This window comes from Azospirillum sp. A23, from assembly GCF_042938965.1.
In the GTDB taxonomy this organism is placed as follows: domain Bacteria; phylum Pseudomonadota; class Alphaproteobacteria; order Azospirillales; family Azospirillaceae; genus Azospirillum; species Azospirillum melinis.
Map to the genome: position 1 here is coordinate 197,684 of NZ_CP170672.1, position 21,928 is coordinate 219,611.

General features: G+C 61.4%; 21 protein-coding genes and 1 pseudogene. 10 read left to right on the forward strand and 12 right to left on the reverse strand.

Annotation, left to right across the window (positions count from 1 at the left end; all coding sequences use genetic code 11):
• Positions 1–28: 28 nt before the first annotated feature.
• Genes ABNQ40_RS35825 through ABNQ40_RS35835 form a run of 3 tightly spaced genes read left to right on the forward strand, consistent with a single transcriptional unit; the run spans position 29 to position 2,726 of the window.
• Positions 29–2,062: a DNA cytosine methyltransferase gene (locus ABNQ40_RS35825; RefSeq protein ID WP_377806536.1), complete on the forward strand. Its 2,034-nt coding sequence runs from the start codon at positions 29–31 to the stop codon at positions 2,060–2,062.
• A gap of 58 nt (positions 2,063–2,120) precedes the next feature.
• On the forward strand, positions 2,121–2,408 hold the full coding sequence (locus ABNQ40_RS35830) for a hypothetical protein (protein ID WP_149228685.1): 288 nt from the start codon (positions 2,121–2,123) through the stop codon (positions 2,406–2,408).
• Positions 2,409–2,459: 51 nt separating this feature from the next.
• Positions 2,460–2,726 (forward strand): XRE family transcriptional regulator, encoded by a 267-nt coding sequence (locus ABNQ40_RS35835; protein WP_109155062.1) that lies wholly within the window; start codon positions 2,460–2,462, stop codon positions 2,724–2,726.
• Between the two features lie 97 nt (positions 2,727–2,823).
• Here the strand turns inward: ABNQ40_RS35835 and ABNQ40_RS35840 are convergent, their stop codons facing one another.
• From ABNQ40_RS35840 to ABNQ40_RS35865, 6 genes are all read right to left on the reverse strand, one after another.
• The gene (locus tag ABNQ40_RS35840; RefSeq protein ID WP_377806535.1) at positions 2,824–3,372 is read right to left on the reverse strand and encodes a hypothetical protein; all 549 of its coding nucleotides are present in this window, start codon (positions 3,370–3,372) and stop codon (positions 2,824–2,826) included.
• 77 nt (positions 3,373–3,449) lie between these two features.
• Complete coding sequence (locus ABNQ40_RS35845) at positions 3,450–3,716, reverse strand: hypothetical protein (RefSeq protein ID WP_136705957.1); 267 nt, start codon at positions 3,714–3,716, stop codon at positions 3,450–3,452.
• Positions 3,717–3,837: 121 nt separating this feature from the next.
• Positions 3,838–4,338 carry a hypothetical protein gene (locus ABNQ40_RS35850; RefSeq protein WP_377806534.1) on the reverse strand — a complete coding sequence of 167 codons (501 nt, stop codon included), beginning with the start codon at positions 4,336–4,338 and terminating at the stop codon, positions 3,838–3,840.
• Between the two features lie 110 nt (positions 4,339–4,448).
• Positions 4,449–5,261 (reverse strand): hypothetical protein, encoded by an 813-nt coding sequence (locus tag ABNQ40_RS35855; RefSeq protein WP_377806533.1) that lies wholly within the window; start codon positions 5,259–5,261, stop codon positions 4,449–4,451.
• Between the two features lie 108 nt (positions 5,262–5,369).
• A complete protein-coding gene (locus tag ABNQ40_RS35860; protein WP_377806532.1) occupies positions 5,370–5,852 on the reverse strand; it encodes a hypothetical protein in 483 nt (160 codons plus the stop codon).
• Between the two features lie 336 nt (positions 5,853–6,188).
• Entirely contained in the window at positions 6,189–6,503 is a 315-nt protein-coding gene (locus ABNQ40_RS35865; RefSeq protein ID WP_377806531.1) for a hypothetical protein, read from the reverse strand.
• On the opposite strand from ABNQ40_RS35865, the gene ABNQ40_RS35870 reads away from it, so the two are divergent.
• Positions 6,487–6,813, forward strand: coding sequence for a hypothetical protein (locus ABNQ40_RS35870; RefSeq protein WP_377806530.1), 327 nt, complete (start codon positions 6,487–6,489; stop codon positions 6,811–6,813). The two genes, ABNQ40_RS35865 and ABNQ40_RS35870, sit on opposite strands and share 17 nt — an antisense overlap.
• Positions 6,814–7,004: 191 nt before the next feature.
• On the opposite strand, the gene ABNQ40_RS35875 is transcribed toward ABNQ40_RS35870, so the two are convergent.
• The 6 genes from ABNQ40_RS35875 to ABNQ40_RS35900 all read right to left on the reverse strand — a co-directional run bounded on the left by ABNQ40_RS35875 (position 7,005) and on the right by ABNQ40_RS35900 (position 13,241).
• Positions 7,005–7,640: an HD-GYP domain-containing protein gene (locus ABNQ40_RS35875; RefSeq protein WP_377806529.1), complete on the reverse strand. Its 636-nt coding sequence runs from the start codon at positions 7,638–7,640 to the stop codon at positions 7,005–7,007.
• A 134-nt stretch (positions 7,641–7,774) separates the two neighbouring features.
• On the reverse strand, positions 7,775–8,194 hold the full coding sequence (locus ABNQ40_RS35880; RefSeq protein ID WP_377806528.1) for a DUF4258 domain-containing protein: 420 nt from the start codon (positions 8,192–8,194) through the stop codon (positions 7,775–7,777).
• 230 nt (positions 8,195–8,424) lie between these two features.
• Positions 8,425–9,624 (reverse strand): DNA methyltransferase, encoded by a 1,200-nt coding sequence (locus ABNQ40_RS35885; protein WP_377806527.1) that lies wholly within the window; start codon positions 9,622–9,624, stop codon positions 8,425–8,427.
• A gap of 11 nt (positions 9,625–9,635) precedes the next feature.
• On the reverse strand, positions 9,636–9,938 hold the full coding sequence (locus ABNQ40_RS35890; protein WP_377806526.1) for a hypothetical protein: 303 nt from the start codon (positions 9,936–9,938) through the stop codon (positions 9,636–9,638).
• 218 nt (positions 9,939–10,156) lie between these two features.
• Entirely contained in the window at positions 10,157–11,632 is a 1,476-nt protein-coding gene (locus ABNQ40_RS35895) for a DNA cytosine methyltransferase (RefSeq protein ID WP_377806525.1), read from the reverse strand.
• A 424-nt stretch (positions 11,633–12,056) separates the two neighbouring features.
• On the reverse strand, positions 12,057–13,241 hold the full coding sequence (locus ABNQ40_RS35900) for an IS110 family transposase (protein WP_377806524.1): 1,185 nt from the start codon (positions 13,239–13,241) through the stop codon (positions 12,057–12,059).
• Between the two features lie 335 nt (positions 13,242–13,576).
• On the opposite strand from ABNQ40_RS35900, the gene ABNQ40_RS35905 reads away from it, so the two are divergent.
• The 6 genes and pseudogenes from ABNQ40_RS35905 (at position 13,577) to ABNQ40_RS35930 (ending at position 21,832) form a co-directional block, all read left to right on the forward strand.
• The gene (locus tag ABNQ40_RS35905) at positions 13,577–14,398 is read left to right on the forward strand and encodes an IS5 family transposase (RefSeq protein ID WP_391349725.1); all 822 of its coding nucleotides are present in this window, start codon (positions 13,577–13,579) and stop codon (positions 14,396–14,398) included.
• Between the two features lie 300 nt (positions 14,399–14,698).
• A complete protein-coding gene (locus ABNQ40_RS35910) occupies positions 14,699–15,658 on the forward strand; it encodes an AraC family transcriptional regulator (RefSeq protein ID WP_377806523.1) in 960 nt (319 codons plus the stop codon).
• Between the two features lie 456 nt (positions 15,659–16,114).
• Positions 16,115–16,700 (forward strand): annotated as a pseudogene (locus ABNQ40_RS35915) (Tn3 family transposase); the annotation flags it as partial.
• A gap of 636 nt (positions 16,701–17,336) precedes the next feature.
• Positions 17,337–18,815: a PAS domain S-box protein gene (locus ABNQ40_RS35920; protein ID WP_377806522.1), complete on the forward strand. Its 1,479-nt coding sequence runs from the start codon at positions 17,337–17,339 to the stop codon at positions 18,813–18,815.
• Positions 18,816–18,841: 26 nt separating this feature from the next.
• The gene (locus ABNQ40_RS35925; RefSeq protein WP_377806741.1) at positions 18,842–19,636 is read left to right on the forward strand and encodes an EAL domain-containing protein; all 795 of its coding nucleotides are present in this window, start codon (positions 18,842–18,844) and stop codon (positions 19,634–19,636) included.
• 531 nt (positions 19,637–20,167) lie between these two features.
• The gene (locus ABNQ40_RS35930) at positions 20,168–21,832 is read left to right on the forward strand and encodes a methyl-accepting chemotaxis protein (RefSeq protein WP_391349727.1); all 1,665 of its coding nucleotides are present in this window, start codon (positions 20,168–20,170) and stop codon (positions 21,830–21,832) included.
• Positions 21,833–21,928 lie beyond the last annotated feature (96 nt).

Sequence of the window (21,928 nt, forward strand, 5' to 3'; positions counted from 1 at the left end):
CTCCGCCCATAGTGCTGAGGTCATGTCCATGGCGATGTCCGTTCACCCCCGCCCCATTTCCGTTCCGCACATGCCAGCTCGTTCCCGCGCGCGCCGCCGTAATGAGGCGCGTCGCTCAATGGGACGGGCGGAGAGTCCTGCGGCGCAGTTTTCGTTGTCCTTGAAGTCGACTGCGGACGATGAACTGGACGTTGACCTGTTTGCCGGTGGCGGCGGCGCATCGGAGGGAATGGAGCAGGCCCTTGGCAAACCCGTCGATCTGGCAGTGAATCATGATGCCGCTGCAATCGCCATGCACGAAGTCAATCATCCTCGCACCGAACATTTTCATAGCGACGTGTTTGAAGTCGATCCAGTAATCGCATGTAGAGGCCGCAGCATACGAAATCTCTGGGCGTCGCCGGACTGTCGTCATTGGTCAAGAGCGTCAGGCAAGGCGCTGAGAAGTCCAAAAATCAGAGGATTGATGTGGGTTGTTATTAGATGGGCGCGCCTTCCGGATTGGCAACGCCCGAAAATTATTTACGTCGAGAATGTTCCGGAGATGCTGACCGCAGGCCCCACCGAGGACGAGCCGATCCTCTATCCGTTCCCTGACGGCTCCGGGGTTCCACCGGACAGCCAAAGCGCGCCGGCTGAAGCACTGAAAGGGCTCTACTTCCGACAATGGCGGAAGGAGTTGGAGCGGCTCGGGTACCATCTGGAGTTCCGCTGCCTGGCCGCCCATCACTTTGGCGTCCCGACTATTAGGACCCGCCTGTTTATCGTCGCACGCCGCGATGGCGTCCCAGTCGCTTGGCCGACACCGACCCATGGCGACCCACGTTCTGACGAGGTTCGCACGGGCTTGTTGAAGCCCTACACCCCGGTGTCCACCTGCATTGACTTCTCCTTGCCCTCCAAGAGCATCTTCGGTCGGACGAAGCCGCTCGCGCCCGCCACCTTGGACCGCTTGGCCCATGGTGCGCACCGCTTCATGATCGCATCGTCGATGCGCGACGGTTACGAGCCGTTCGTCGCCACGCTCAACCATGCAGGCAAGGGGTTTCGGGGCTTCGCTTCGACCGAGCCGGCCAAGACCATCACCGCCGCCCGCGACGCCCATGGGCTTGTGCTTGCGGCCACAACGCAAATCAGCCAGCGCGGCAGCCGGTCCATCAAGGTTCGGGATCCACGCGTGCCGCACCCGACGATCGTCACCAAGAACGAAAGTGCTCTTCTCACCAGCCACGCGCACCCCCTGTCGGGCGCAGACACTGGCAGCGTCGCCTATCTGGCCCAGCACAACACGGGCGAGATTGGGCACAGCTTGCTGGACCCCGCCTCCACCATCACCACAACGGGAAGCCACCAGCAGCCGGTCACCGCGACCATCCACAAGCTCCATGCCCCGAGTGTCGGACAGGGGCTGGAGGGGGCCGCCGCGACCCCCGCAACCCGCAATCCGCACGGGCTGCAGGGCGCTCACCTTGTGGTGCTCAAGGGTACGTGCAAAGACGGCCGGGCCCTTGATAGATCGGCTCCGGCTGTTCTGGCGTCCGGAATGCACCAGGGCCTCGTCCAGACCAGACTGGAGCCAGTTGGTACGGCCTTAGACGATGTGAGCGTTACCTTCGAGGACGCTCTCCTGACTGCTTTCCCCAAGCGACTGCATGAGCAAATTCGGGCCGTGCGGCGGTTCCTGGCGCGCGTCGATTGGAAGAGCACGCGCGGCCTGCGCAAACTACCGTCGGCGGAGCCGGACGCCTTCTTGACCGCGCTCGCTGCCCAACTTGGCTATGTAGGCCCGGCGACCGAACTGCCGCACCTTTTGGGCCTCTGCCGCGTGAAGGGCGAGTGGTTCCAGATCGTCGACTTGTCGATGAGGATGCTGGTTCCGCAAGAGCTGAAGCTCATCCAGGGCTTCCCCCCGGAGTACGTCATTGATCGCACTTCCGACGGTCGCAGTCTGACCCAGGAACAGCAGATCGCCCGGATTGGCAACAGCGTGTGCCCGGAGATGGCCCGAGTGCTGGTAGCGGCAAACTCGCCGCCGCGCCGCCGGCTGCAGATCGCCGCCTAAAGAACGCTGTGCGCTTCCACCACCTCCCTCTCCGTCGAACACGAACAAGGACCCGACCATGGACCGTAGCTCGCGCCCCGAAGTTCGAAATCCTGTTCTCGCCCTGCCGGCTGTCGCCAGGCTGCTCACGCTGCAGCCCGAACTCCGGCTTGCCCTCGCCGATGTCCTCCGCGACCTGTACCTGGACGCGAAGGTGCGCGCCGAGAAGTCTTGGACCAGCAAGAAAGGCCCCCTGGCCGTGTACTGGAGAGCTGTGGCGGTCTATGCGCTCCACATCAGCCGTGCGGTGCGGCCAACGAAAGCGGAACTGCGTTCGCGCGTTGTCGATCTCAAAGCAGCGGCGTAAACCTGTTGCGCAGACCGGCGCGCAGCCGGGCAGATCGAGGATCAGGACGTTATGAGCAGCACGCCGCCGGATTCCCGCCCCGACGCCGGTCATGACTGGGGCGCCATGACGCCCGAGGCATTCAATGACTGGATGGATGCCATGGGCTTCGAAACGCGCGAGGAGGCCGCGGCGGCGCTGAGGTTGTCTGTCGAGTCCATCAAGCATTATCGCTCCGGCCGCCGCGGCGACGGCAAACCGGTCGTTTACCCGCTCACTCTCGCGCTCGCGTGCACTGCGCTGTTCCACCGCCTTCCGCCGTGGACCGTCCGGCGCTGAGGGCATTCCTTGCGCCACGGTCTCAGTTTGACGGTGTGGCTTCGCGGAAGGACGGCCCCTCCCCACCGGGAGGGGTGATGAAGGGCCGTCTGGAGGCTCAGGGTGCGGACAGGAATGCCTGCACCGACGCCTGGGTCTCCTGCATCTCCCGCTCGCCCACGATCACCGCAGGTGTCGTGGTCGCCAGGTAATCGACCGTGAATGTCAGGTTGGGCCGGTCGTCACCCCGGTCCAGTTCGTCGCCGATCTCGTCGGCGATGAACCGGGACCCCTCCAGGGTATGCCCTTCATTCAGGGCATACTGGAGCACCTCAGTGACCCATGATGGAGCGTCGCCGGCAGCCAGCCGCCATCCGGTGAGCCATTGGCCACCGACATTGACCAGCTTGGGCACGGCGATCATGGGGATCTTCGCCACCTGACCTTGGCGCGGACCGTCGATCCACGAGACGCGCAGCACCGGCTGCACGACATCGAGGATGCCCGACATCGAGCCATCCTCGCCGATCGGGCCGTTTTCGTCACCGTCCCAGCTCACATCGACGAGCCCGGACAGGATTGAGTCGCGCCAAACGTTATCCAGGTGAAAGTAGGTGAAGCCATCAGACGTGACGAAACGTCGGACGGTCTCTTGCGGGGTGCTCATCGAAGTTCTCCTCGGACGGGGAGCACGCCGGTTCCCATTGGGGAGGCATGGTCCCCATGGGTTTGTGATGATGTGGGTCAGGCGGCTCTCGCAAGGCGAAGCAGCTTGCTGGTATCGGGTAGCTGGGGTCTGGGCTCTGGGACGTTCTCCCGAATGATCCGACGGAGCGCGTCCAGCGAGTGGGCATAGAGGGCGTCGACCACGGGGCACGAGCCTTTGCCACTCAGCTCGGGCATGCCGAGCGCAACCAGCTCCCGTATCGCGCGCAGAAAAGAGATCTTCTGGACGCGGTAAAGGAACACGATGGCGTACGCACGAGCACGGGGGCTTTCCTCATTCAGCATGGGATCCTCCATTGGCGGGCGCACGACACCCATCCCGGGGCGTGGTCGCCCCGGTGGGGTTAAGTGTCGCTGCCGGCGGAAGGCCGGTCAGCGCGTGCGAAGTGGCAAACCTGAGGGACGCTCAGGCAGCCGCTTTGGCCGAAAGCCGTTGCGTGTGCAGCCGCAGGCGGCAACGTCCTCGGTCCAGCCAGGCCCGAGCGAACTCGGGGTCCAGCGTGAAGCCGCGGCGGCCGTCCATTGCGGAGCTTGTAACGGAAAAGCCAGTCCAGCTTGCGCAGGAGTGGTCGAAAAACGCCCAGGCTCCGTCAAGTTCAAGCTGCATCAAGTCTCCTGCTTCCGCGGTGCCGCCCGTGCCGACCGGCAGGTCGGTTCGGATCAGGTCGGAGAACTTGGCCTCGTGCGTTCCGATCCGGAACAACACGTCGGCAGCCCGGTCCTTGGGCGACCGTTCCCATTCAACAATCTCTTGGATGTGAACAAAATGGCCGGCCCAGAAGCCGTGCGCCTCGAGCCACTTACGCGCCGGCATCTCGGCGCAGTAGGCGCGCATTGGGCCGCCGACCGCCTGGTAGTCGAAAACGACCAGCGAGGCGGGGATGCCCTTGAGCGTCAACTTCTTCATCGGGAGTCCTCCTTGGACGATGGGGACGGAGTGCGCCCCCACCGGGAGACGCACCCGGTCGGGTTGGTGTTGTGTGCCGCGCACGGAGCGCAGGCGTGAATCAGCGCCGATCAGCGAGCCGGCGGCGTCGCCGGGTACTCACGATAGGTCCGCTGGCCTCCCGCGGCCGAGAGCGACCGGTGGCGGAAGATGTGCTTCCAGGTGCCGTCGGGCTTCTGGGTGGTGCCGAGATACTGCCAGCTATGGCACCCGTCGGTGCTGAGACAGACCGGATCGCCGAACTCGGCGACCAGGGCCGCCCAGGCTTCGTCCCAGGGGGGAGTGCCGGGCTCGGCACAGAAGTTGGAAGCGTCCGCCACCACCTCCGCGACGGGCTCGGGCTCCTGCGGAGGGGCTTCCGGAACCTCCACGGCACCGGCCTCGTCGAACGTCGGAAGTTCGCTGTCCTCCTCGGCATCGCAGTCGAGGAGCACATAGTCACATCCGAGTTGTCGGGCGCGATCCAGGATGTCGAGCAGGCACTGCGGCACGGTGTAGCTCGCCAGCGCATCGGGTTCCGACACGTAGACGAACCATCCGTAGGCGGTGGGATAGACGACCATCCCCTCGCCACCCTGTTCCAGATGATCCCTTCCCTCCGCGTCAAGGTGAGCAGTCGAGAGGTCAAGGAACTTGCGGACATGCCCCGGCGCCGGCAAGGACGATAGGGCAGAAAACGCATCCACGGCCTTCTGAATGGCCTGCATTGGCTGGGAGAGGTTTCCCTTCCCCCAAGCGCCGATCAGCGCCTCAGCAGCCGCCTGCAGCCCGGCATGGGCCGCCAGCTCGCGCTTGGCCTGGATGATCTCAGAACGGTTCGCAGCAACGTCAAAGCCGGGCGACGTTTCGGCCAAGGCAAAGACGGTCTTGAAGTGCTTGTTCATGGTCTGCTTCCTCGTTGTCGCAAATGGACGATGATGCGAGGAGGCAGTTCTCCCCTGGTGGGGAGGAGGCCTCCCCGCGGGGTATTTGTGTGTCGCGCCCGACTGCTGTCAGGTGAACTTTTCGACGAGGTAGAAAACGGCGATGATGGTGCCGATCGACCCCATTGTCTTGTAGAGTTGGTTGTTCATCGCCTTCATGATTTCAAGGCTACTGTTTCGGATCTCGGTGGTGAGCTCAGCTTTGACCAAGTCGATGCGAGCATTGAGCCGGAGCTCAACGGCATCGACCTTATGGTCGAGCTTGTCAACGCGGCCGTCGAGCTTGTCGATGCGGTCATCGAGCTTGTCAACGCGGGCGTCGAGCTTGTCAACGCGGGCGCCGAGCTTGTCGATGCTGGCGTCGAGCTTGTCGAAGCGGCCGTCGAGCTTGTCGATGCCGCCCTTCAGCTCGGTGACAGAAGCCTCCATACCGGACCTCTCCTGTTTGAGCTCCCTGAGAACGCCGCGCAGCGCCTTGGTGAACACCTCAGCATTCGGCGCGCCGCCAGCGCGAAGCTCTTCCTCGTACTCGAACAACCTGTCGACAGACATAGTAGCACAACTCCCTTACGGAAAGAGGAGGGTTGCCGGCCCAAAGGGCTGACCCTCCGGGGCTGTTCGAGGAGGCGGATTTCCCCTGTGTGGGGAGAATGCCTCCCCAGGGGGATCATCGGCGACGAGTGTCGCCGGATGCCGTGGCACTGAGGCCGCGGCGTGAGCGCTGGTTGTTTCAAGACCCCAACTAGGTCCTCCAGCCGAAGCTGGACACTTTGCAAACGCTGCAGCATGCAAGCGGCGCTAAGTGAGCCCAATGTACCGGTCCGACGCTGAGTGCGATAGAGCCGAAAGGCGACGGTTTTGCACGTCTTTCGACCCGATGGAACTGACCTACCGACCGGCACCGCTGCTGAAGAAGAACCCCCTCTCCGGTCTGTGCGAGAAGCAGGTCGTGTCGCTTCCCGCATCGATCCTGAACGGCTCCGGGGCCGCGTAGGTGCTGCGCACCCAGCGGCCGACATACCGGCGCCCGGTAGGCGTTTCCTGGATCTCGAAGTCCGTCACAACGTCGAGCGCCAGGATGACCCGGCCGTTCTGAAAGCAGATCAGTCCAGCCTCGGCGTAGCCTACGCTCTCGGCGCCGGCGCCGCCGGGGGAAGCCATTACCAGTGCTGCAGCGATGGTTGTCATGAGCATCGACCGCATGTCGCCCTCCCGTCTCGGTGCTTCAGTGTTCAACACCGACGGAAGGTGTTTGGATTTGGGGCAGCCGAACCCGTTGTTCCTCTTTCGGAAGCGGCATTTCGCGCATTCAGGTCCTGAAGGCGCGCCAGTTCACATTGCCGCGTTCGCCCTGCTTATGGTCAGCCGAAACGATTGCAGTCCGCATGTACCTGCCTTCGGCGAGGAAGAAAAAAGGCGTCTACCGGGCCGTCGCGCACCGATACTCGTAAAAACAAAGGCCGGTAACCACCATGAGAACAGCAGAGATCAATATGAAGTCTGGCAGCAGTAATTCATTGCCGTCCAAATATGCCAACGCAGTTGCGGTGATAGAGGATATCGACATTACCAAACACACCCGCGTGAACATCCTTGCGATCGTCGCATGGGATGTCATTCTGCCCCCTCCTCGAGTGTAGCCTAGCAACAACAAACACGTCACAGAACACAGCGGTACTCGCGTGCGGCGGCTTGTCACGCTCTTCAGCCGTAGCGGGCCTCTATCAGGCGATGATACTGCTCGAAGCAGTGCAGGAGTCGTGGATCAAACATCGTCGGTCGGACCCGCTCGTCCCCCTGGAGCATGATCGCGACGGCCTCATTATGGCTCAGCGCTGGCTTGTAGGGCCGGAGCGACCGCAGGGCGTCGTACACGTCCAGCAGCCTCACGAGGCAGCCGGCAAACGGAATGTCTGAGCCGACCAGATTGAAGGGGTAACCGCTTCCGTCAAAGTTCTCGTGATGGGAGAGCGCCATGGCCGCCGCCACCTCACACACGGGCTGCAGACGCAGGTATCCCATAAGGGTGTGCTGCTTCATCACATGACGTTCATCGACGGAAAGGGGACCACTTTTCAGCAGGATCCCGGCCGGAACCCAGAGCTTGCCGACATCGTGAAGACATGCCGCACGGGCCCAGCGCTGGGCGGTCTCAATGCTGAGTCCGACATGAACGCCAAAGGCCTCGACCAACATTCCTACGCGCTCATTGTAGGCGCCCACCCCAGCGGTATCCTCCCCGAACAATTCCTGGGCTTGCGCAATGGTGTGCCTCAGGCTCATCGCCGCTGCCGGCTCGCTGACGTCGACGCGGCGAAGCGTGGATGCCGATTGTCTCAAGGTACCCCCCTTGTGTTTGAAGGAGACTCTAGCAGCGCGGCCGACACCGGCGCGCCGCTGAAAGGCGCAGCGATTCGACGTCTTTCGGCACCGTGCGTCGTGTGACTGGCCAGCGGCCTAACCAGGAGGATGAGCTATCGGCGATCGAGCCACATGACGGTGACCACCTTCGCTGGAGAGGGCCCCTGCGTCAGGCTCACGGCCACGGCCGCGTCCCGGCCGCCCACCCGCCGGCTGAAGTTCACCCGCCATTCACCGTCGGCCGCGCCGGGCTCGACCTTGTAGGGCATGCCCTTGGAGATAATCTCCAGGGCCTCGCGTTGAGCAATGTCGCGCTCCGACATTCGGTCGCTGTAGGCATGGGCCGTAAAGATCACTCTTTCCTCCCGCAACAGATCGACAGCGAGACGCGCCAGATCGTCCAGGCGCGGCGCTGACCATCGGATCGGCCGCCGGAACGGGAGGACCTGCGCCGGCGTCGACGGCTTTTGCGGCCGCGGCGGGACGAAGCTCGGAACGGTAGTCTGGGACTGCGTATTACGAGCGGGCAGCATGGGCGATCTCCATGATGACGGAGGCTCCATCGGCGCGCAGGGTGCGCGCCAGTCGGCGGGCTCGTTGTTCGACGACGCCCGGGTCGGCGTAGCGGCGCTTCAGAGCGCCCCCGTAACCGGAATTGACGAGGAGCCACGGGAAAGTTGGGCAACGCGCGCTGTCGTCAGAAACAGACACTCGAGAGCGCGGGCCGTTCAGGATGCCGAAGCCTCTCATGGTCTTCTCTGTTTCACGCGGCCGACTGCAGCCCATCGGGCTCGAACCGACCAACACCTCCCCGCAGGTAGGTCAGGCTCTGTTCGATGGCGATCCACCGACGCTGCAGGCGTTCCGCTACGGCCGCCGTCGTAAGACTGCCCGCGAATGGGTCGCACACCGTGTCACCGGGCTCTGTGGTGAGCTTGATGAAAGGCTCGACGATCGCCTCGGGGAAGCGAGCCGGGTGTGCCGGCAGTCCGTGGTCGCGGCAGTAGCGCTGGTAGGCGCTGTTCGAGGCGGTGTTGGGGGCGATCACGAGGTTCGACATGATGCTGCCCCCGTTGTCGGCTCCGAAGGCACCTTGGGCCAGTACATGCCCCGACGGCCGCACCGCGCCCTTCTCACCACCTTGTGCCAAGCGCTTCTGCATGGCTTCGCTGTATGGCTGGAGGCAGTGCCGGTTGTTGGCCTTGGGGGTGTCTGACCGCGACAACCACCAAAGGCTCTCGACCTTCTGTGCAAGCCGAACTCGCTTGACCGTGACCCACTGCGCCGGCGACGGCAGGGCGGCCGGATTGTGCCAGTGGCAGCGCTGGGCAACGTGGAAGCCAAGGTCGTCCACCAGCTTCAGGATAAGGCGCTCTTGATACAGGCTGAGGGCCGGCCTTCCGGGTTGCCACGCGTCCCCGAGGTTCAGGACCAGCGAGCCGTCGGGTGTCAGGCAGCGGTGAAACTCCCTGGCAAGGCCAGTCATCCAATCCAGATACGAGCCGACGTCTTCAGCCGTCTGGTAGTCCTTCGTTGTCAGGATCGGATATGGGGGGCTCGTGAAGATCAGGTTGAGCGATTGATCCTCGATGTGGCTGAACGCGCTCTCGGCCTGCGCCCATACCGCTGCGCCATTTTCCGTCTCGTAGACGGTGACCACGATGCCGGGCATAGCGAAGCGGAGGTCCTTCTTCCCTTTCGCAGTGAGACGCCAGAAGTTCCGAACCGATCCATCCAAGTGTCCGGCCAGGAGTGCCTTCTGGCGGCACCACCGTACATCCCGGTCGAAGGCGCGGTAGGTGCCGGATGGCAGTTGCACGGTCTCGCGACGCTGCTCCTCGGAGAGCTTCAACCGGTCGGCGACGGCGGTCACCGCCTCCGCCGCCGTGAGCCCCTTGGGAGCGTCGTCAAGGACCTCCAGCAATGGAAGCAGAAGCTGGCACTGTCGAGTGCGGTTGGTCATGCTTCCATTCCTCAAAGAGCAAGAGCGAACTGGCCGGTGTTCACCACCGAAGCCATGTGGGGCTGCACGGCCGGCGTCGGGCGCGGTTCCGGCCGGACGGCACCCTGCGCGCGCCGTGGGGCCCTCGGCGGCGCGTAGTCAGTCTTGGCCGGCGCAGCGGAGGTCGGAGAGACCGGAGCGGGATGTGCGGCCCGCTGAATGGTCTCGCTGAGGGACACGAGATGGTCGACGAGCCTCGTGCTGGCCTCCAGCACGTCATCCAGCGCCACCATCACCATCTCGCTGGCCGGCAGCATGGGGTCGGAAAAGCTCATGAAGAGGCACCATCGGCCAGCCGTCGGCCATGGGAGGGTGAGGCTGACGCGGCGCCCAGTTGCGTCGTCGAGCCGCTCTTGAAGGCACCTCACGCCGCGCTCCAGTTGCTCGTAGAGCGCCTCGGCGCCAGGGAGCCCGAGCCTTGCACAGGCTTCTCGGACGGTCTTCCAACCAGCGTCGGAGAAGGAATTTGGGAAGAACCGCATTACTGCCTCCCTCACAGATCGAGCGCAAGCTGGCCGAAGTCGGCCGCGGGCTTGCTGGAGCGGGACGGCCGGCGGAGCGGGAGAACTGCAGCAGGCTTGCGCAACGGAAGCGGCACTACGTTGCTCCCGGTGAGCGGAGCGAGCACCTGTCCAAGGGCGCGCCCCAGGGCGTGGAAACAACTCCACACGGCGCCCTGCCCTAGCAGTTCATGCGCGGCGGTGGCGGAGCGGCCGTTGATGATCGCAGCGGCGAGGTCATCCGGGATCGACTTGACCCGGGCGTGCTCCGCTGGCGTCAGCAGGCGGGAGAGCGAAGCGTCGTGGGGGGCCTGCAGGGACGGCTCGCTGGTCCGGTGCTTCCAGTACGACCGGCCGATCGTGCCGACGGTGGTGTTGTCGGCGGTCACGATGTTGCGCTTGAAGCTGTTCCCCTTGGTCGCCTGCGCCTCAGCGTGCCGATCCAGATAGGCATGATCCTGCCAACGCGGATCGCCCGGGGGCACGTCTTCAAGGATGTCCCCCAGCCGGGTGGCGGAGCCGGGTTGCGCTGGCACCTCGAAGGTATCCGGCGCCAGTCCCTCGCTGATGCCGATCAGCGTCCAACGCCGACGGGCTTCGATAGCGCCAAATTCCGACCCGACGAGCGGCACTTCAAAAACCCTGTAGCCGAGGCGCTTGAGTTGCGTGCGAATGATTGCGGCGGAGGCCGTCGAGGCGTACTGGGGGACGTTCTCGATCGCCGTGATCGGCGCCTCCGACGCGCGCAGCAGCGTGAGGTATGCGTGGCAAAGGTGCCCCGCCTGCTCGTCCGCTTCCGGCATGGTCAAGCGCTTGCGTGCCCGCCCGGCGACACTCGCCGCGGTGCACGGCAGCCCGGCCAGGAGGACGGACAGCTTGGGCATGATCTCGGGCTCGATCTCGTCGATGCTGGCCTCAATGCTCATCCGGCAGCCCTTAGTCGCCGGATTGGCGGTGACCGCCACGTCCAGCCCCTCAGGATCGATGTCCACAGCCAGCGCCGCCTCAGTCGCGATACCCGCCTCGTGCAAGCCGGCATGGACGGCATGGTCGATGATGCCGGCGCCGATGCACAGGGTTCCGACAGACAAGGGGCGGCCAGCGCCGAGCCGATCCCGCAGGTCCGCTTCGCGTTGCGCCTGAGCCACTGCCAGCGGCGGCAGCGTCACCTCGATCTCGCGCTCGCGGTAGATGACGCGGACCTTCTCCGCGGCCCCGAACACACGATCCAGAATGGCACCTGCGAGGTCGATGATAGGGCGGATCACGCCGCCCGACCGGCGGGTGCGGCTGCTGACCATGCGCTCACCGTCCGGGCGCAGTTCGAGGACGATCTTGCGTCCAGCGGCGTCGGTGCGGAGGTGAAAGCGAGAGCCGGGTTCAAAAGCGACAAGCGATAAGCGCGGTCCTTCAAGCCAGAGGCGGGACTTACCCTTGTTGCAGCCAATGCGGGCGTGGGCGATGTGCATGATGGGGAACCGATGCGGTGTGGGGATGGTCCAAATCCTGCCATATCGTACAGAGCGCATCAAGCGTTAAATCGTACAGAGCGCATATAGCAGCGTCTGGCCGATGGCGACGACTGGCGTCAGCATCGGACGAAGAGTGCGCCCCGTCTGACACAGACGCAGGATCAAACCAAGAACAATGATGATGCTCGCGCTATCACTGTTCTCTGTTCCGAAATCCCGGTGTTTTACCGATACTTTGGGGTGACGCCACAGATACCGTGGCGTTTGTGAAGCGGCAAAGCGGGTTGGAGGCCAGACCGGCCGCTCCGGGTCAAGGCGGGCGCTGACGCGCCCCCGCCTACGGCGGCTGCGGCCTTGACCCGCGCCGTCCGGCCCGGCGATGGCTTGGCATGGGTCGGTCGGGGCGACCGACCGCTGGGGCTCAGGCGGTCGTCTCCTGAGGTGGTGAGGGCGACCAGGTGCGCCGCTGTTTGGCGACAGTCCAGACGGCGACCATCAGCTTGCGCATCGCGGCGATCAGCGCGACCTTGCCCGGCTTCCCGCGGGCACGCAGGCCATCGTAGAAGGCGCGTAGCCAGGGACTGGCGTGCACCGCGTGAAGTGTTGGCATCCACAGCGCCCGCCGCAAGGCTGCCTTGCCGATCGGCGACAGCCCCGCCCGCTTCGGCGTTTGTTTGCCGGAGTGCTTGAGGGCCGGAACGAGGCCGATGTAGGAGGCCAAAGCATCCGGCGAGCGGAACCGCCCGGGATCGTCGAGCTCGGCCACCAAACGCGCCGCCGTTGTCGTGCCAATTCCTTCGATGGAGGTCAGCAGACGACCGATCTGATGATCGTCGAGCAACGTCTCGATCATCGCGTCGATGGCGAGAAGCCGGGTGCGCCAGAGCGCCAGATCCTCGCAGGCATGCCGGATCCGCACGCGATAGACATCGCCGCTCTGGGCGGCCACGGTCTGCTTGGCGGCGGCGATGAGCTGGCGCGCCAACGGGTCGCCAACGAGGTGCCGCGGTCCGTGGCGCAGCTTGGCCAGACGCCGGGGCGTGGCAGCGGCGACGTCCGTCGCGGTTGGGAACGCTTTCAGGATCGTCAGGGCGAGCGCCGTGTCCAGCAGGGCGACATGGTGCTTGAACTCGGGGAAGGTGAGGTCCAGCAGGCGATGGAGTTGCCGCACGCGGTCGCCGCAGTCCTGGACGAGGCGGTCGCGATGACGGACCAGTTCGCGCAGCTGCTCGGTGGCGTGATCCGGCAAGGTCGCCGGCAGTGGCCGCTTCTGCTGGCCGAGGCGGGCGAGCCCCAGGGCGTCGAGCGCGTCGGTCTTGGTGCGCATCAGCGCTTCCTGCTGGAAGCGGGCGGACTGCAGCGGGTTGAGGACGGCCACCGGAAGGCCGCGGGTAACCAGCGCGGCGGCGAGGTTCTTCCAATAGTGTCCGGTGGCTTCCAGCACGACGAGTTGGACCGGTGCGAGCCGCTCAAGCTCGGCGAACAGGGCGGCGTGTCCCGCTTGGTCGGCGGCGAAACGGAATGGCTTGCACACGGTCGAGCCTTGATCGTTCACCGCGGCGGCGGCATGGACTTCCGCGCCGATGTCGATGCCCACGAAGGTCATGGCGTCCCTCCTGTCATTACGGGCCGCGAAGAGCCTCGGAGCCGTTGCCGGCACCTGTCCTTGTGAATGCGGCGCCACCGGCCAGTCGATGCCGATGCGTCGTGATACCGTGCAGGCCCCGGGGCAACGGACGAGGGTGCCAATCTATGGCGCGGGGCCGAACCCCGGAACGGGCGACGACACCCCTCTTCCGAACCCAGCCCTCTCAACCGCGGATGATCGGCATCGGCAGCCGGAAGGGCGGACACAGAACATACAAGAACGGGCGAAAATATACGCTAAGAGCCCGTTTGAAAAGAGTTGGCGCTGAAAGCGTGATGTGATTCAAACTTCAGATGTGGACCGAAGCGACGCGCAGCCGGATGGCCAAGATTGAGAAGCAGACGAAGCGGTATTCGACGGACCTGACCGATGAGGAATGGTCTCTGATAGAACCGCTGATGCCACAGAAGGCCCCCACCGGCCGTCCGAGGTGTGTGGACCTTCGTGAAGTCTTGAATGCCTTGCGCTACTTGGCTCGGACGGGCTGTGGCTGGCGGCTTTTACCAAAGGACTTCCCGCCGTGGCAGACGGTGTACTGGTGGTTTCGGCATCTCCTGCGGCGCTTGCTGTTTCAGACGATCCACGACGTGACGTTGATGATCGATCGTGAGCGGGCTGGACGCGAAGCCAGTCCGAGCGGCGGGGTTGTGGACAGCCAATCGGCGAAAGCTCCCGCCGCTATGGAGCGAGGCTACGACGCAGGCAAGAAGGTCAACGGACGCAAGCGGCACATCGCGGTCGACACCGATGGCCGCCTGCTGATGGTGAACCTGACCACCGCCGACATTTCCGACTCCGCCGGAGCCCAGATGATCCTGGAAGCGATACGCAAGCGGTGGCCGTGGATGAAGCACCTCTTCGCCGATGGCGCCTATGATCGCAAGAAGCTGATGGACAAGGCTGCCTTCCTCGACTTCACCGTCGAGGTGGTCCGGCGAACCGACACCGAGCCAGGGTTCAAGGTCGTGCCGCGACGCTGGGTGGTCGAGCGGACCTTCGGATGGATGACCCGCTGGAGACGTCTGGTTCGCGATTATGAAGCCCGGATCGACGTCTCCGGCGGCATGATGCAGCTCGCCATGGCAAGCCTGCTACTTCGACGAGTCTGCCATTGAACCGGTTGTCAAACGGGCTCTCATCCCGCCACCATGCCCAGGGCAGACCCAGCTCGCCAACAACAAGGTTTATGTGACGATGCTCTCGATTATATTATAACCTCGAATTGGCAACAAAACATCTAGTGCCCATTACTGGAGATCATACGCCAATCTCTTGTTTGGATGACATCGAATAACATCCCACATGCTCGGGAATTTACATTTTAACCGAAGGAAATCTGATTGATAATTTTTTCATCGAACTTATATAAATTGGAGACAGCCTTTGAGTTTCGAAAGGCAGTTATGGGGGAGTAAATGACGACTGACACTTTTCTGCACATGACAACAAAAGGGTTGAACCAAAAGAAAGCAAAAGAGTACTGGTCAGACCATGTCGGCAATGCATGCTACAATGTGAAGCTTAACTTTAATGATGACGAGATTTTTGAAGCGGATGTCGATTGCAAAGTATTCAGCTTTGGCACCCTTACTCATTTCCGGCTGAATGGATCCCATGAGGCGGAACGTACCCCATATTATATATCGAGAGACAATTCAGAAGCTTTCTGCGTTGCGCTAGTATTGGATGGCAATGCAGAGGTGTCATGTGGCAGCCGTGACCTCATGTGGAAGGGAGAAGGCGTTTATTGCGGCGGAAATTCAATTCCCTACCATTTCGCCGCAGACCGCTCCCTGAACTTCACAGCGATCTACTTCGATATTTCTTACATGCGATCCATCATCCCAAATCCTGAGATCTTACATCTGAAAGAAATGTCCTCGGGGACCGGATGGGGCAGGGCTTTGGCAGCCGTGATGAGGGAGATCACGCCACGGACCATCGATCATCTTGCCCTCCCTCCCGGCGCCGTCGCGGATCATGTCCTGGGACTACTGGCCTTATCGATCGGTCCTGAAATCGATCATTTGACCAGCAGTCAGCGCTCGTTGCGTGAAAGGCTTCGCCAGAATATGCGCGACCGCCTTTTTGATCCGTCCTTGAACCCGACAAGCTTTGCCGCCGAGCATGGAATTTCCGTTCGCACCCTGCATGCAGTGTTCACCGTTTCGGGCAACAGCTTCATGCGGGAGTTGCTTGGCATGCGCCTCTTTCAAGCCCGATCCCTTCTGGAAGACCGACGCTATAATGCCAAAACGATTGCGGAAATCGCCCTCCTTGTCGGCTTCGTGAATGCCGATCACTTCACGGCTCGATTCCGCAAGGCCTTCGGAGTGCCTCCGACCGAATGGCGGAGACGAAGTGGGAAAAAGTAGAACTGTGTCGTCGTTCTGGCATATAGCCCTGTTCTGGGATTTCCGGGAACAACGAAGCACCGCCAAGCCAAAGCGTGTCTACGTTCCGGAACCGTGGCGCCGCGGGACTGAAGCCGCGGCGCCAATTATGGGGCGCATGGTAGACGCCCTCCGCCCCGTCCGATTCTTGTCTTTTGGTCCCGTTCCGTTCTATTGCTTGGGTGAGCGGCAAATCGGATCGTTGCGGGAACGAGAGGGCTTATGGATGATTATCCATCTCGGCCTCAGCCGCTTGCCACGGCTCATCTCCTGAGAACCGGGGCAGCCTGCTCCAGCCCGTCACCCGATCCCGTCCACCACTCCGCCCGCTTCACCACGCCTTCTACATGGCGGCTGACGGCGCGCCTCCACACAATCCTGCGATGAGGATCTCCACTCGGCCATCAGGCCTCTCGCCACCACGGTGAATAAAGGCGGCTAGCCTCTCATACGGTGAACATCAACCTGATCGTCCAACATTGGGTTGACCTGTCGCGCTTTGCCGGATCGCCCGAGCTGGGCCTTGTCCAGACTGGCGGGCTGATGCGGACTCTGCAGACGAACGATCGGCCGACCCAGCTGGCGCGGGCATTGGAGGCTCTGGGACGGATCATCAAGACGCTCGACCTGCTGGCCTACATCAACGACGAAACCCACCGCCGCCGCATCTTCATCCAACTGAATCGTGGCGAGGGCCGTCACCAGCTTGCCCGTACGGTCTTCCATGGGAAGCGCGGCGAACTGCGCCAGTACTACCGAAGGCGAGGAGGACCAGTTCGACTCCCCCGGTCTGTTCCTCAACGCCATCATCCTGTGGAACACGATCTTCATGGATGCAGCACTCGACCAACTGCGGACGTAAGGCTTCGATGTGCGTGACGAGGATGTGGCGCTGCTGTCGCCGCTCGGTTTCGAACACATCAACACGCTCGGCCGCTACGCCTTCACCTTATCGGATGGGGTTGTCCGCGGCGAATTGCACCCGCTTCATGATCCCGCCCAGGTCATGGACGAATTGGCCTGAGGCTCCAAACTCCCTTATGTCGGCTGTCTGTTCCATTACTCCCGGAACTCCGAATACTACAGGCATGAGGATCAAGCGATTGCCCTGGGGCGTGAGCGCATGCGTAGAGAGAGAAAAAAATCCTAAAAGTAATTTTTTGTAATCTGCCGAATACAAATCAGATGATTAGGTGATAAAAAAGTACAAAACCTCCCCATATGCATATATCTATTACTTATTCCATATAGCTAACTATTTAAACTATTTTGGTCTGGACTTTCTATCGGTGCAGAAAACCCATTCGCTTAGCGCGAAATCGCTGTTTTAGGATGATTTTCAGTCAGAAAGATTTGATAATCATACGTCTGCAAATCACTTGATGACTAGGGAGTTGGCATTAAAACGAGAGATTAATCATAAATTGAAATGTAATCGTTTTCTGCGCCAAGAAATACAGTTCTGCGGCAGAGAAAACCCGTATAGCTTTCCAAGCCACTACGGCCCGATCACCCATCCGGCTAATGATTCAGTTGCGGCTGAAAGCGCAGAAAGCGGCTGAGAACGTGATCATCATGTCCAGAAAAGTGAAAACACCAAGTATCCCAGAAAAGTGAAAACACCAAGTATCAGCAGTAGGAAATCGAGAAGGATTCTAAGGTGTTCTTTCAATCATCAAAGCGCAGCGACGCTGAAGCAGTCCTTGCATCCCTGGATCGCTCGCAAGCCTTCATCGAATTCGATATGGAAGGGACCATTCTCGCCGCCAATGGCAACTTCCTTGAAACGATGGGATATACCTTCGAGGAAGTGAAGGGAAAGCACCACAGTTTTTTTGTCGAGAAAGCCTTCCGGGACAGCCCCGAATACCAGGATTTCTGGAACAAGCTGAAAAGCGGCCAATTCATACGCACGCAGTTCAAGCGCATCGGCAAGGGCGGCAGAGAGGTCTGGCTCGAGGCGTCCTACAATCCGGTGCTGCGCAAGGACGGCACCCCCCGCAAGGTGATCAAATATGCAACGGATGTCACCGACCAGAAACGGGAATATGCCAATCTGATCGGTCAGTTCAACGCCATTAAGGAATCGCAAGCCGTCATCGAATTCACTCCTGACGGAACTATCATTTCGGCAAATGATAATTTTCTTGCAGTGATCGGCTATGGCTTCCCCGAAATCCAGGGAAAGCACCACAGCCTGTTCGTTGAGCGGGAATTCCGGGACAGCCTCGAATACCGGCAGTTCTGGGAAAAGCTCCGTCAGGGGCAATTCCAGCGCCGGCAATTCAAGCGGATTGCCAAGGGCGGTCGCATCATTTGGCTGGAGGCCAGCTACAATCCGATTTTCGACCTGAACGGCTCGCTGTTCAAGATCGTCAAGTTCGCCACGGACATCACCGACCAGGTCAGCCTGCTGGCCAACCTCAAGACGATGATCGATTCCAACTTCACGGAAATCGAGGCTGCCGTTTCGCAATCCAACTCCTTGGCTTTGTCCGTCGGCTCCGCCGCCAGTCAGACATTCGGCAACGTGCAGACCGTCGCAGCCAGTTCCGAAGAGCTTTCCGCCTCGATCAACGAAATCGCCCAACGGATGGTCGAATCGCAAATCGCCGCCGACCGGGCAGCCGAGCAAGCCCAGTCCGCCGACACCTCGTCGCAGCGTCTTTCACAGGCCGCCGCCGACATGGGCAACATTCTCGGTATCATTCAAAACATCGCAGCGCAAATCAATCTTCTCGCCTTGAATGCCACCATCGAGGCCGCCCGTGCAGGCGAAGTCGGAAAAGGCTTCGCTGTGGTGGCTGGCGAGGTGAAGAACCTGGCCAATCAGGCGGGAAGAGCCACCGAGCAGATCGGCCAGGAAATCGAACGGATTCAATCCACGTCGCATGACGTCGTATCCTCCCTCCGCCGCATTACAAACTCCATCAGGGATGTACAGCGGAACGTGTCTGTTACGGCTTCTGCCGTGGAGGAGCAGACGGCCGTCACGCGCGACATGTCGTCCAATATGCAAAGCGCAGCCATCGTCGTCGGAACGATCACCGGAAACATTGCTCAGATTTCCACTGCCATCAACCAAAGTGCCGATGCGTTGCTAAAGACAAGGAACGCTGCGCAGATACTCGCACGTTGAGAAACAAAGAAGTCAAGGTGCAGACCATGATGCACACGGCCATCGCCGACGCTCTGCGGGAATCTCTCACCAACTCCAGCCAATGGCTCAGGATGGTATTTCAACCCCAATATGCCCTAGACGACAGTCGTCGTTTGGTTGGTACCGAAGCCTTGATTCGTTGGCGCCATCCGCGTCTCGGAGAGATTTCGCCGGCCGATTTCATTCCCGTCGCCGAAATGACCAACCAGATCGTCGATCTCGATCGTTTCGTTTACAGAAGGATTATTGGGCTGATTCAGGCTTGGCAGGCGTTCGCCCTCAATTTCCCGCCGATCAGCGTCAACATATCGCCTCTGTCCTTATGTATTCCCGGCTTTATCGATGAGCTTATTCAAAGCGTTGAAGATGCAGATATTCCTCAACGGATACTGGGAATCGAGATTACGGAGCGTGAGCGTTTGGAAACAAACTCTGGATCCTTGAAGAAGATGGAACTCATAAAGCAGGCAGGGATAGGCATATCAATTGATGATTTCGGCGTCGGATATTCTTCTTTTCCATATATCAAGCATAAAATTGCCTCTGAGCTTAAAATAGACAGGAGCTTTGTATCTGGCATTGGACATACATATGTAGATGAGGCGATCATCCGATCAATGATCATCCTTGGGCATTCGCTTGGTCTGAAAATCGTTGCCGAGGGTATAGAGACCAAAGATCAACTTGATTGGCTGAAGACCTCCGGTTGTCAAATTGGTCAAGGATATTTTCTGTCAGTTCCACTGGAATTTGAAGATTATACGAGGTTGATATCGCATCAAGCTTTAGTGCCACATTAATTGCCGCAATGTTCGGTCAACATTTGTTGATCGATTATGCTCGATTTCGCAAGGCACTTTAGAGTGCCTCAAACGAAATGGAGGAGAAGCAGGGAGACGTAAGCCAGCAAAGGCCGCATCCGCGTGAGAACTGGCCAACAATGACACCCGCGCACTGAGCGCGGGATCAGCCTGCCTTCGGGACGAAGAAAGGGTTGCGCGGCACGCCTGGCCGCCAGGCCCTGCGCCGAAGGCGCGCCGTTGCGCGGCAGCAGGGCTTGCCGCGGTGCCGCGCCATGCGCAGGGGCATTCATGTCCCGGATGCTGGAAAGCGGCCTGATGCTTCGAAAAGGCCCAGACCACGGTTACGGGTGACGAAAGCGCTCGGCAGGCCATGGCACACCGGGGCTTGTTAATCTCACCCATGGTGAAGAGGAGTATTGCGCTTTTCAACAGCTTCGACGAAGCGCCAGAGGGCACGTGTTTATCCAAACCAAACCACCAATGGGACAGGGTTTCACAATGCACATACTTCACACCGCATCGATTCGAATGAAGATTCTGCTTCTCCTGAGCCTCTTCCTCGCACTTCTTATCGCCCTTGGCGGATTTTCATTCTTTGAGATTTCCAAACTCAACGCGGGAGCAAGGAAAGTCCGTGAAAATGTATTGCCATCCATCCAGACACTTGCGGAGATGCATGAAGCCGCTCTGAAGTATCGTGTTCAGGAAACTCAGCACATCCTCAGCGAAACGGAGGAAAGCCAGAAAAAGGTCGAGCTGCGGCTATCCGCCGCATTGAAGGCTTTCGACGACGCCCACGACCAGTACCGTCAGATGATCGTCGACGACGACAGGGAGAAAGCCCTATACGGCGAATTCCTCACTGCTTGGCGGGCTTATCAAACAATCAGCAGCGAAAAGCTCCTCCCGCTGTCCCGCGACAATAACAACATAGCGGCGCTGGCCGTCATGCAGGGCGAATCCCGCGACGCCGTGACCAAGGTGGAAAACACAATCAACACCTTGATCACATACAATGCGGATCAGGCCGAGATGGCGGCGAAAGCTGGTGAGGCCGCTTACGACGAGGCGGTCGTCGGCATGGTGATCACGATCCTGCTGGCTCTGGCACTCTGCATCTTCGGTGGCTGGCTGGCGGTGAAAACCATCTCGCGTCCGATTTCGAGCCTGACCGGCACGATGTTGCTCCTGGCGCGTCGGGACTATGCCGCCGCGATCGATGGCGGCACGCGCGGCGACGAGATCGGCGCGATGGCCCGGGCCGTCCAGATCTTCAAGGACGGGCTGATCGAATCGGACCGGCTCGCCGCCGCCCAGGCCGCGGAACAGGCCACCAAGGAGAAGCGGGCCGAGACGGTCGACCGGCTGATCATCCACTTCGAACAGGACGCCGCCCAAGCCCTGCGTACGGTGGCCGCCGCCGCCGCCGAACTGGACAGCACGGCGCAGGCGATGGAGGCGACGGCCCAAGGCACCAGCACCCAGGCGACGACCGCGGCAGCCTCATCCGAACAGACCAGTGCCAACGTGCAGACGGTGGCGAGCGCGACGGAAGAGATGGCGGTCTCGGTCCGCGAGATCGCCGGCATGGTCACGCGGTCGACGGCGGTGGCCGGGCAGGCGGTCACCCAGGCCGAACGCACCAACGCAACGGTGCGCGGGCTGGCCGACACCGCCCAGCGCATCGGCGCGGTGGTGCAGCTCATCACCAAGATCGCCGGCCAAACCAACCTTCTGGCGCTGAACGCCACCATCGAGGCGGCCCGTGCCGGCGAAGCCGGCAAGGGCTTCGCCGTCGTCGCCAGCGAGGTCAAAAGTCTGGCCAACCAGACCGCCAAGGCCACGGAGGACATCGCTGCCCAGATCGCGGCGATCCAGGACGCGACCAGAGAGGCTGTCGGCGCCATCGCCGACATCGGCGAAACCATCGGCTCGATCAACGAGATCTCGGCCTCGATCGCCGCCGCGGTCGAGGAGCAAGGAGCAGCCACCGCCGAGATTTCCCGCAACGTCCAGCAGGCTGCGACCGGAACGCGGCAGGTGTCCGGCATCATCGGCGCCGTGACCCTGGCGACCGGCGAGACCGGCGCGGCGGCACGGCAGGTGCGGGGTTCGGCCGGCAGCCTGTCGCAGCAGGCCGAAACCCTGCGATCGAACGTCGACCGCTTCCTGTCGTCGATCAAGGCCGCCTGAACGTCGCAGATCCCCAGGGGAAAAAGACCATGAGCAAAAGGAATATGGCCGAAGGGTCCTGTCCAACCGTCCACCTACCCCCGAAGGCTGCGGCCT

What these genes read in the sequence shown, in the direction of transcription:
- ABNQ40_RS35825 (WP_377806536.1), top strand. Translation starts at nt 29, where the DNA reads ATGGCGATGTCCGTTCACCCCCGCCCCATTTCCGTTCCGCACATGCCA.
- ABNQ40_RS35830 (WP_149228685.1), top strand. Translation starts at nt 2,121, where the DNA reads ATGGACCGTAGCTCGCGCCCCGAAGTTCGAAATCCTGTTCTCGCCCTG.
- ABNQ40_RS35835 (WP_109155062.1), top strand. Translation starts at nt 2,460, where the DNA reads ATGAGCAGCACGCCGCCGGATTCCCGCCCCGACGCCGGTCATGACTGG.
- ABNQ40_RS35840 (WP_377806535.1), bottom strand. Translation starts at nt 3,372, where the DNA reads ATGAGCACCCCGCAAGAGACCGTCCGACGTTTCGTCACGTCTGATGGC.
- ABNQ40_RS35845 (WP_136705957.1), bottom strand. Translation starts at nt 3,716, where the DNA reads ATGCTGAATGAGGAAAGCCCCCGTGCTCGTGCGTACGCCATCGTGTTC.
- ABNQ40_RS35850 (WP_377806534.1), bottom strand. Translation starts at nt 4,338, where the DNA reads ATGAAGAAGTTGACGCTCAAGGGCATCCCCGCCTCGCTGGTCGTTTTC.
- ABNQ40_RS35855 (WP_377806533.1), bottom strand. Translation starts at nt 5,261, where the DNA reads ATGAACAAGCACTTCAAGACCGTCTTTGCCTTGGCCGAAACGTCGCCC.
- ABNQ40_RS35860 (WP_377806532.1), bottom strand. Translation starts at nt 5,852, where the DNA reads ATGTCTGTCGACAGGTTGTTCGAGTACGAGGAAGAGCTTCGCGCTGGC.
- ABNQ40_RS35870 (WP_377806530.1), top strand. Translation starts at nt 6,487, where the DNA reads ATGAGCATCGACCGCATGTCGCCCTCCCGTCTCGGTGCTTCAGTGTTC.
- ABNQ40_RS35865 (WP_377806531.1), bottom strand. Translation starts at nt 6,503, where the DNA reads ATGCGGTCGATGCTCATGACAACCATCGCTGCAGCACTGGTAATGGCT.
- ABNQ40_RS35880 (WP_377806528.1), bottom strand. Translation starts at nt 8,194, where the DNA reads ATGCTGCCCGCTCGTAATACGCAGTCCCAGACTACCGTTCCGAGCTTC.
- ABNQ40_RS35885 (WP_377806527.1), bottom strand. Translation starts at nt 9,624, where the DNA reads ATGACCAACCGCACTCGACAGTGCCAGCTTCTGCTTCCATTGCTGGAG.
- ABNQ40_RS35890 (WP_377806526.1), bottom strand. Translation starts at nt 9,938, where the DNA reads ATGAGCTTTTCCGACCCCATGCTGCCGGCCAGCGAGATGGTGATGGTG.
- ABNQ40_RS35895 (WP_377806525.1), bottom strand. Translation starts at nt 11,632, where the DNA reads ATGCACATCGCCCACGCCCGCATTGGCTGCAACAAGGGTAAGTCCCGC.
- ABNQ40_RS35900 (WP_377806524.1), bottom strand. Translation starts at nt 13,241, where the DNA reads ATGACCTTCGTGGGCATCGACATCGGCGCGGAAGTCCATGCCGCCGCC.
- ABNQ40_RS35905 (WP_391349725.1), top strand. Translation starts at nt 13,577, where the DNA reads ATGTGGACCGAAGCGACGCGCAGCCGGATGGCCAAGATTGAGAAGCAG.
- ABNQ40_RS35910 (WP_377806523.1), top strand. Translation starts at nt 14,699, where the DNA reads ATGACGACTGACACTTTTCTGCACATGACAACAAAAGGGTTGAACCAA.
- ABNQ40_RS35925 (WP_377806741.1), top strand. Translation starts at nt 18,842, where the DNA reads ATGATGCACACGGCCATCGCCGACGCTCTGCGGGAATCTCTCACCAAC.
- ABNQ40_RS35930 (WP_391349727.1), top strand. Translation starts at nt 20,168, where the DNA reads ATGAAGATTCTGCTTCTCCTGAGCCTCTTCCTCGCACTTCTTATCGCC.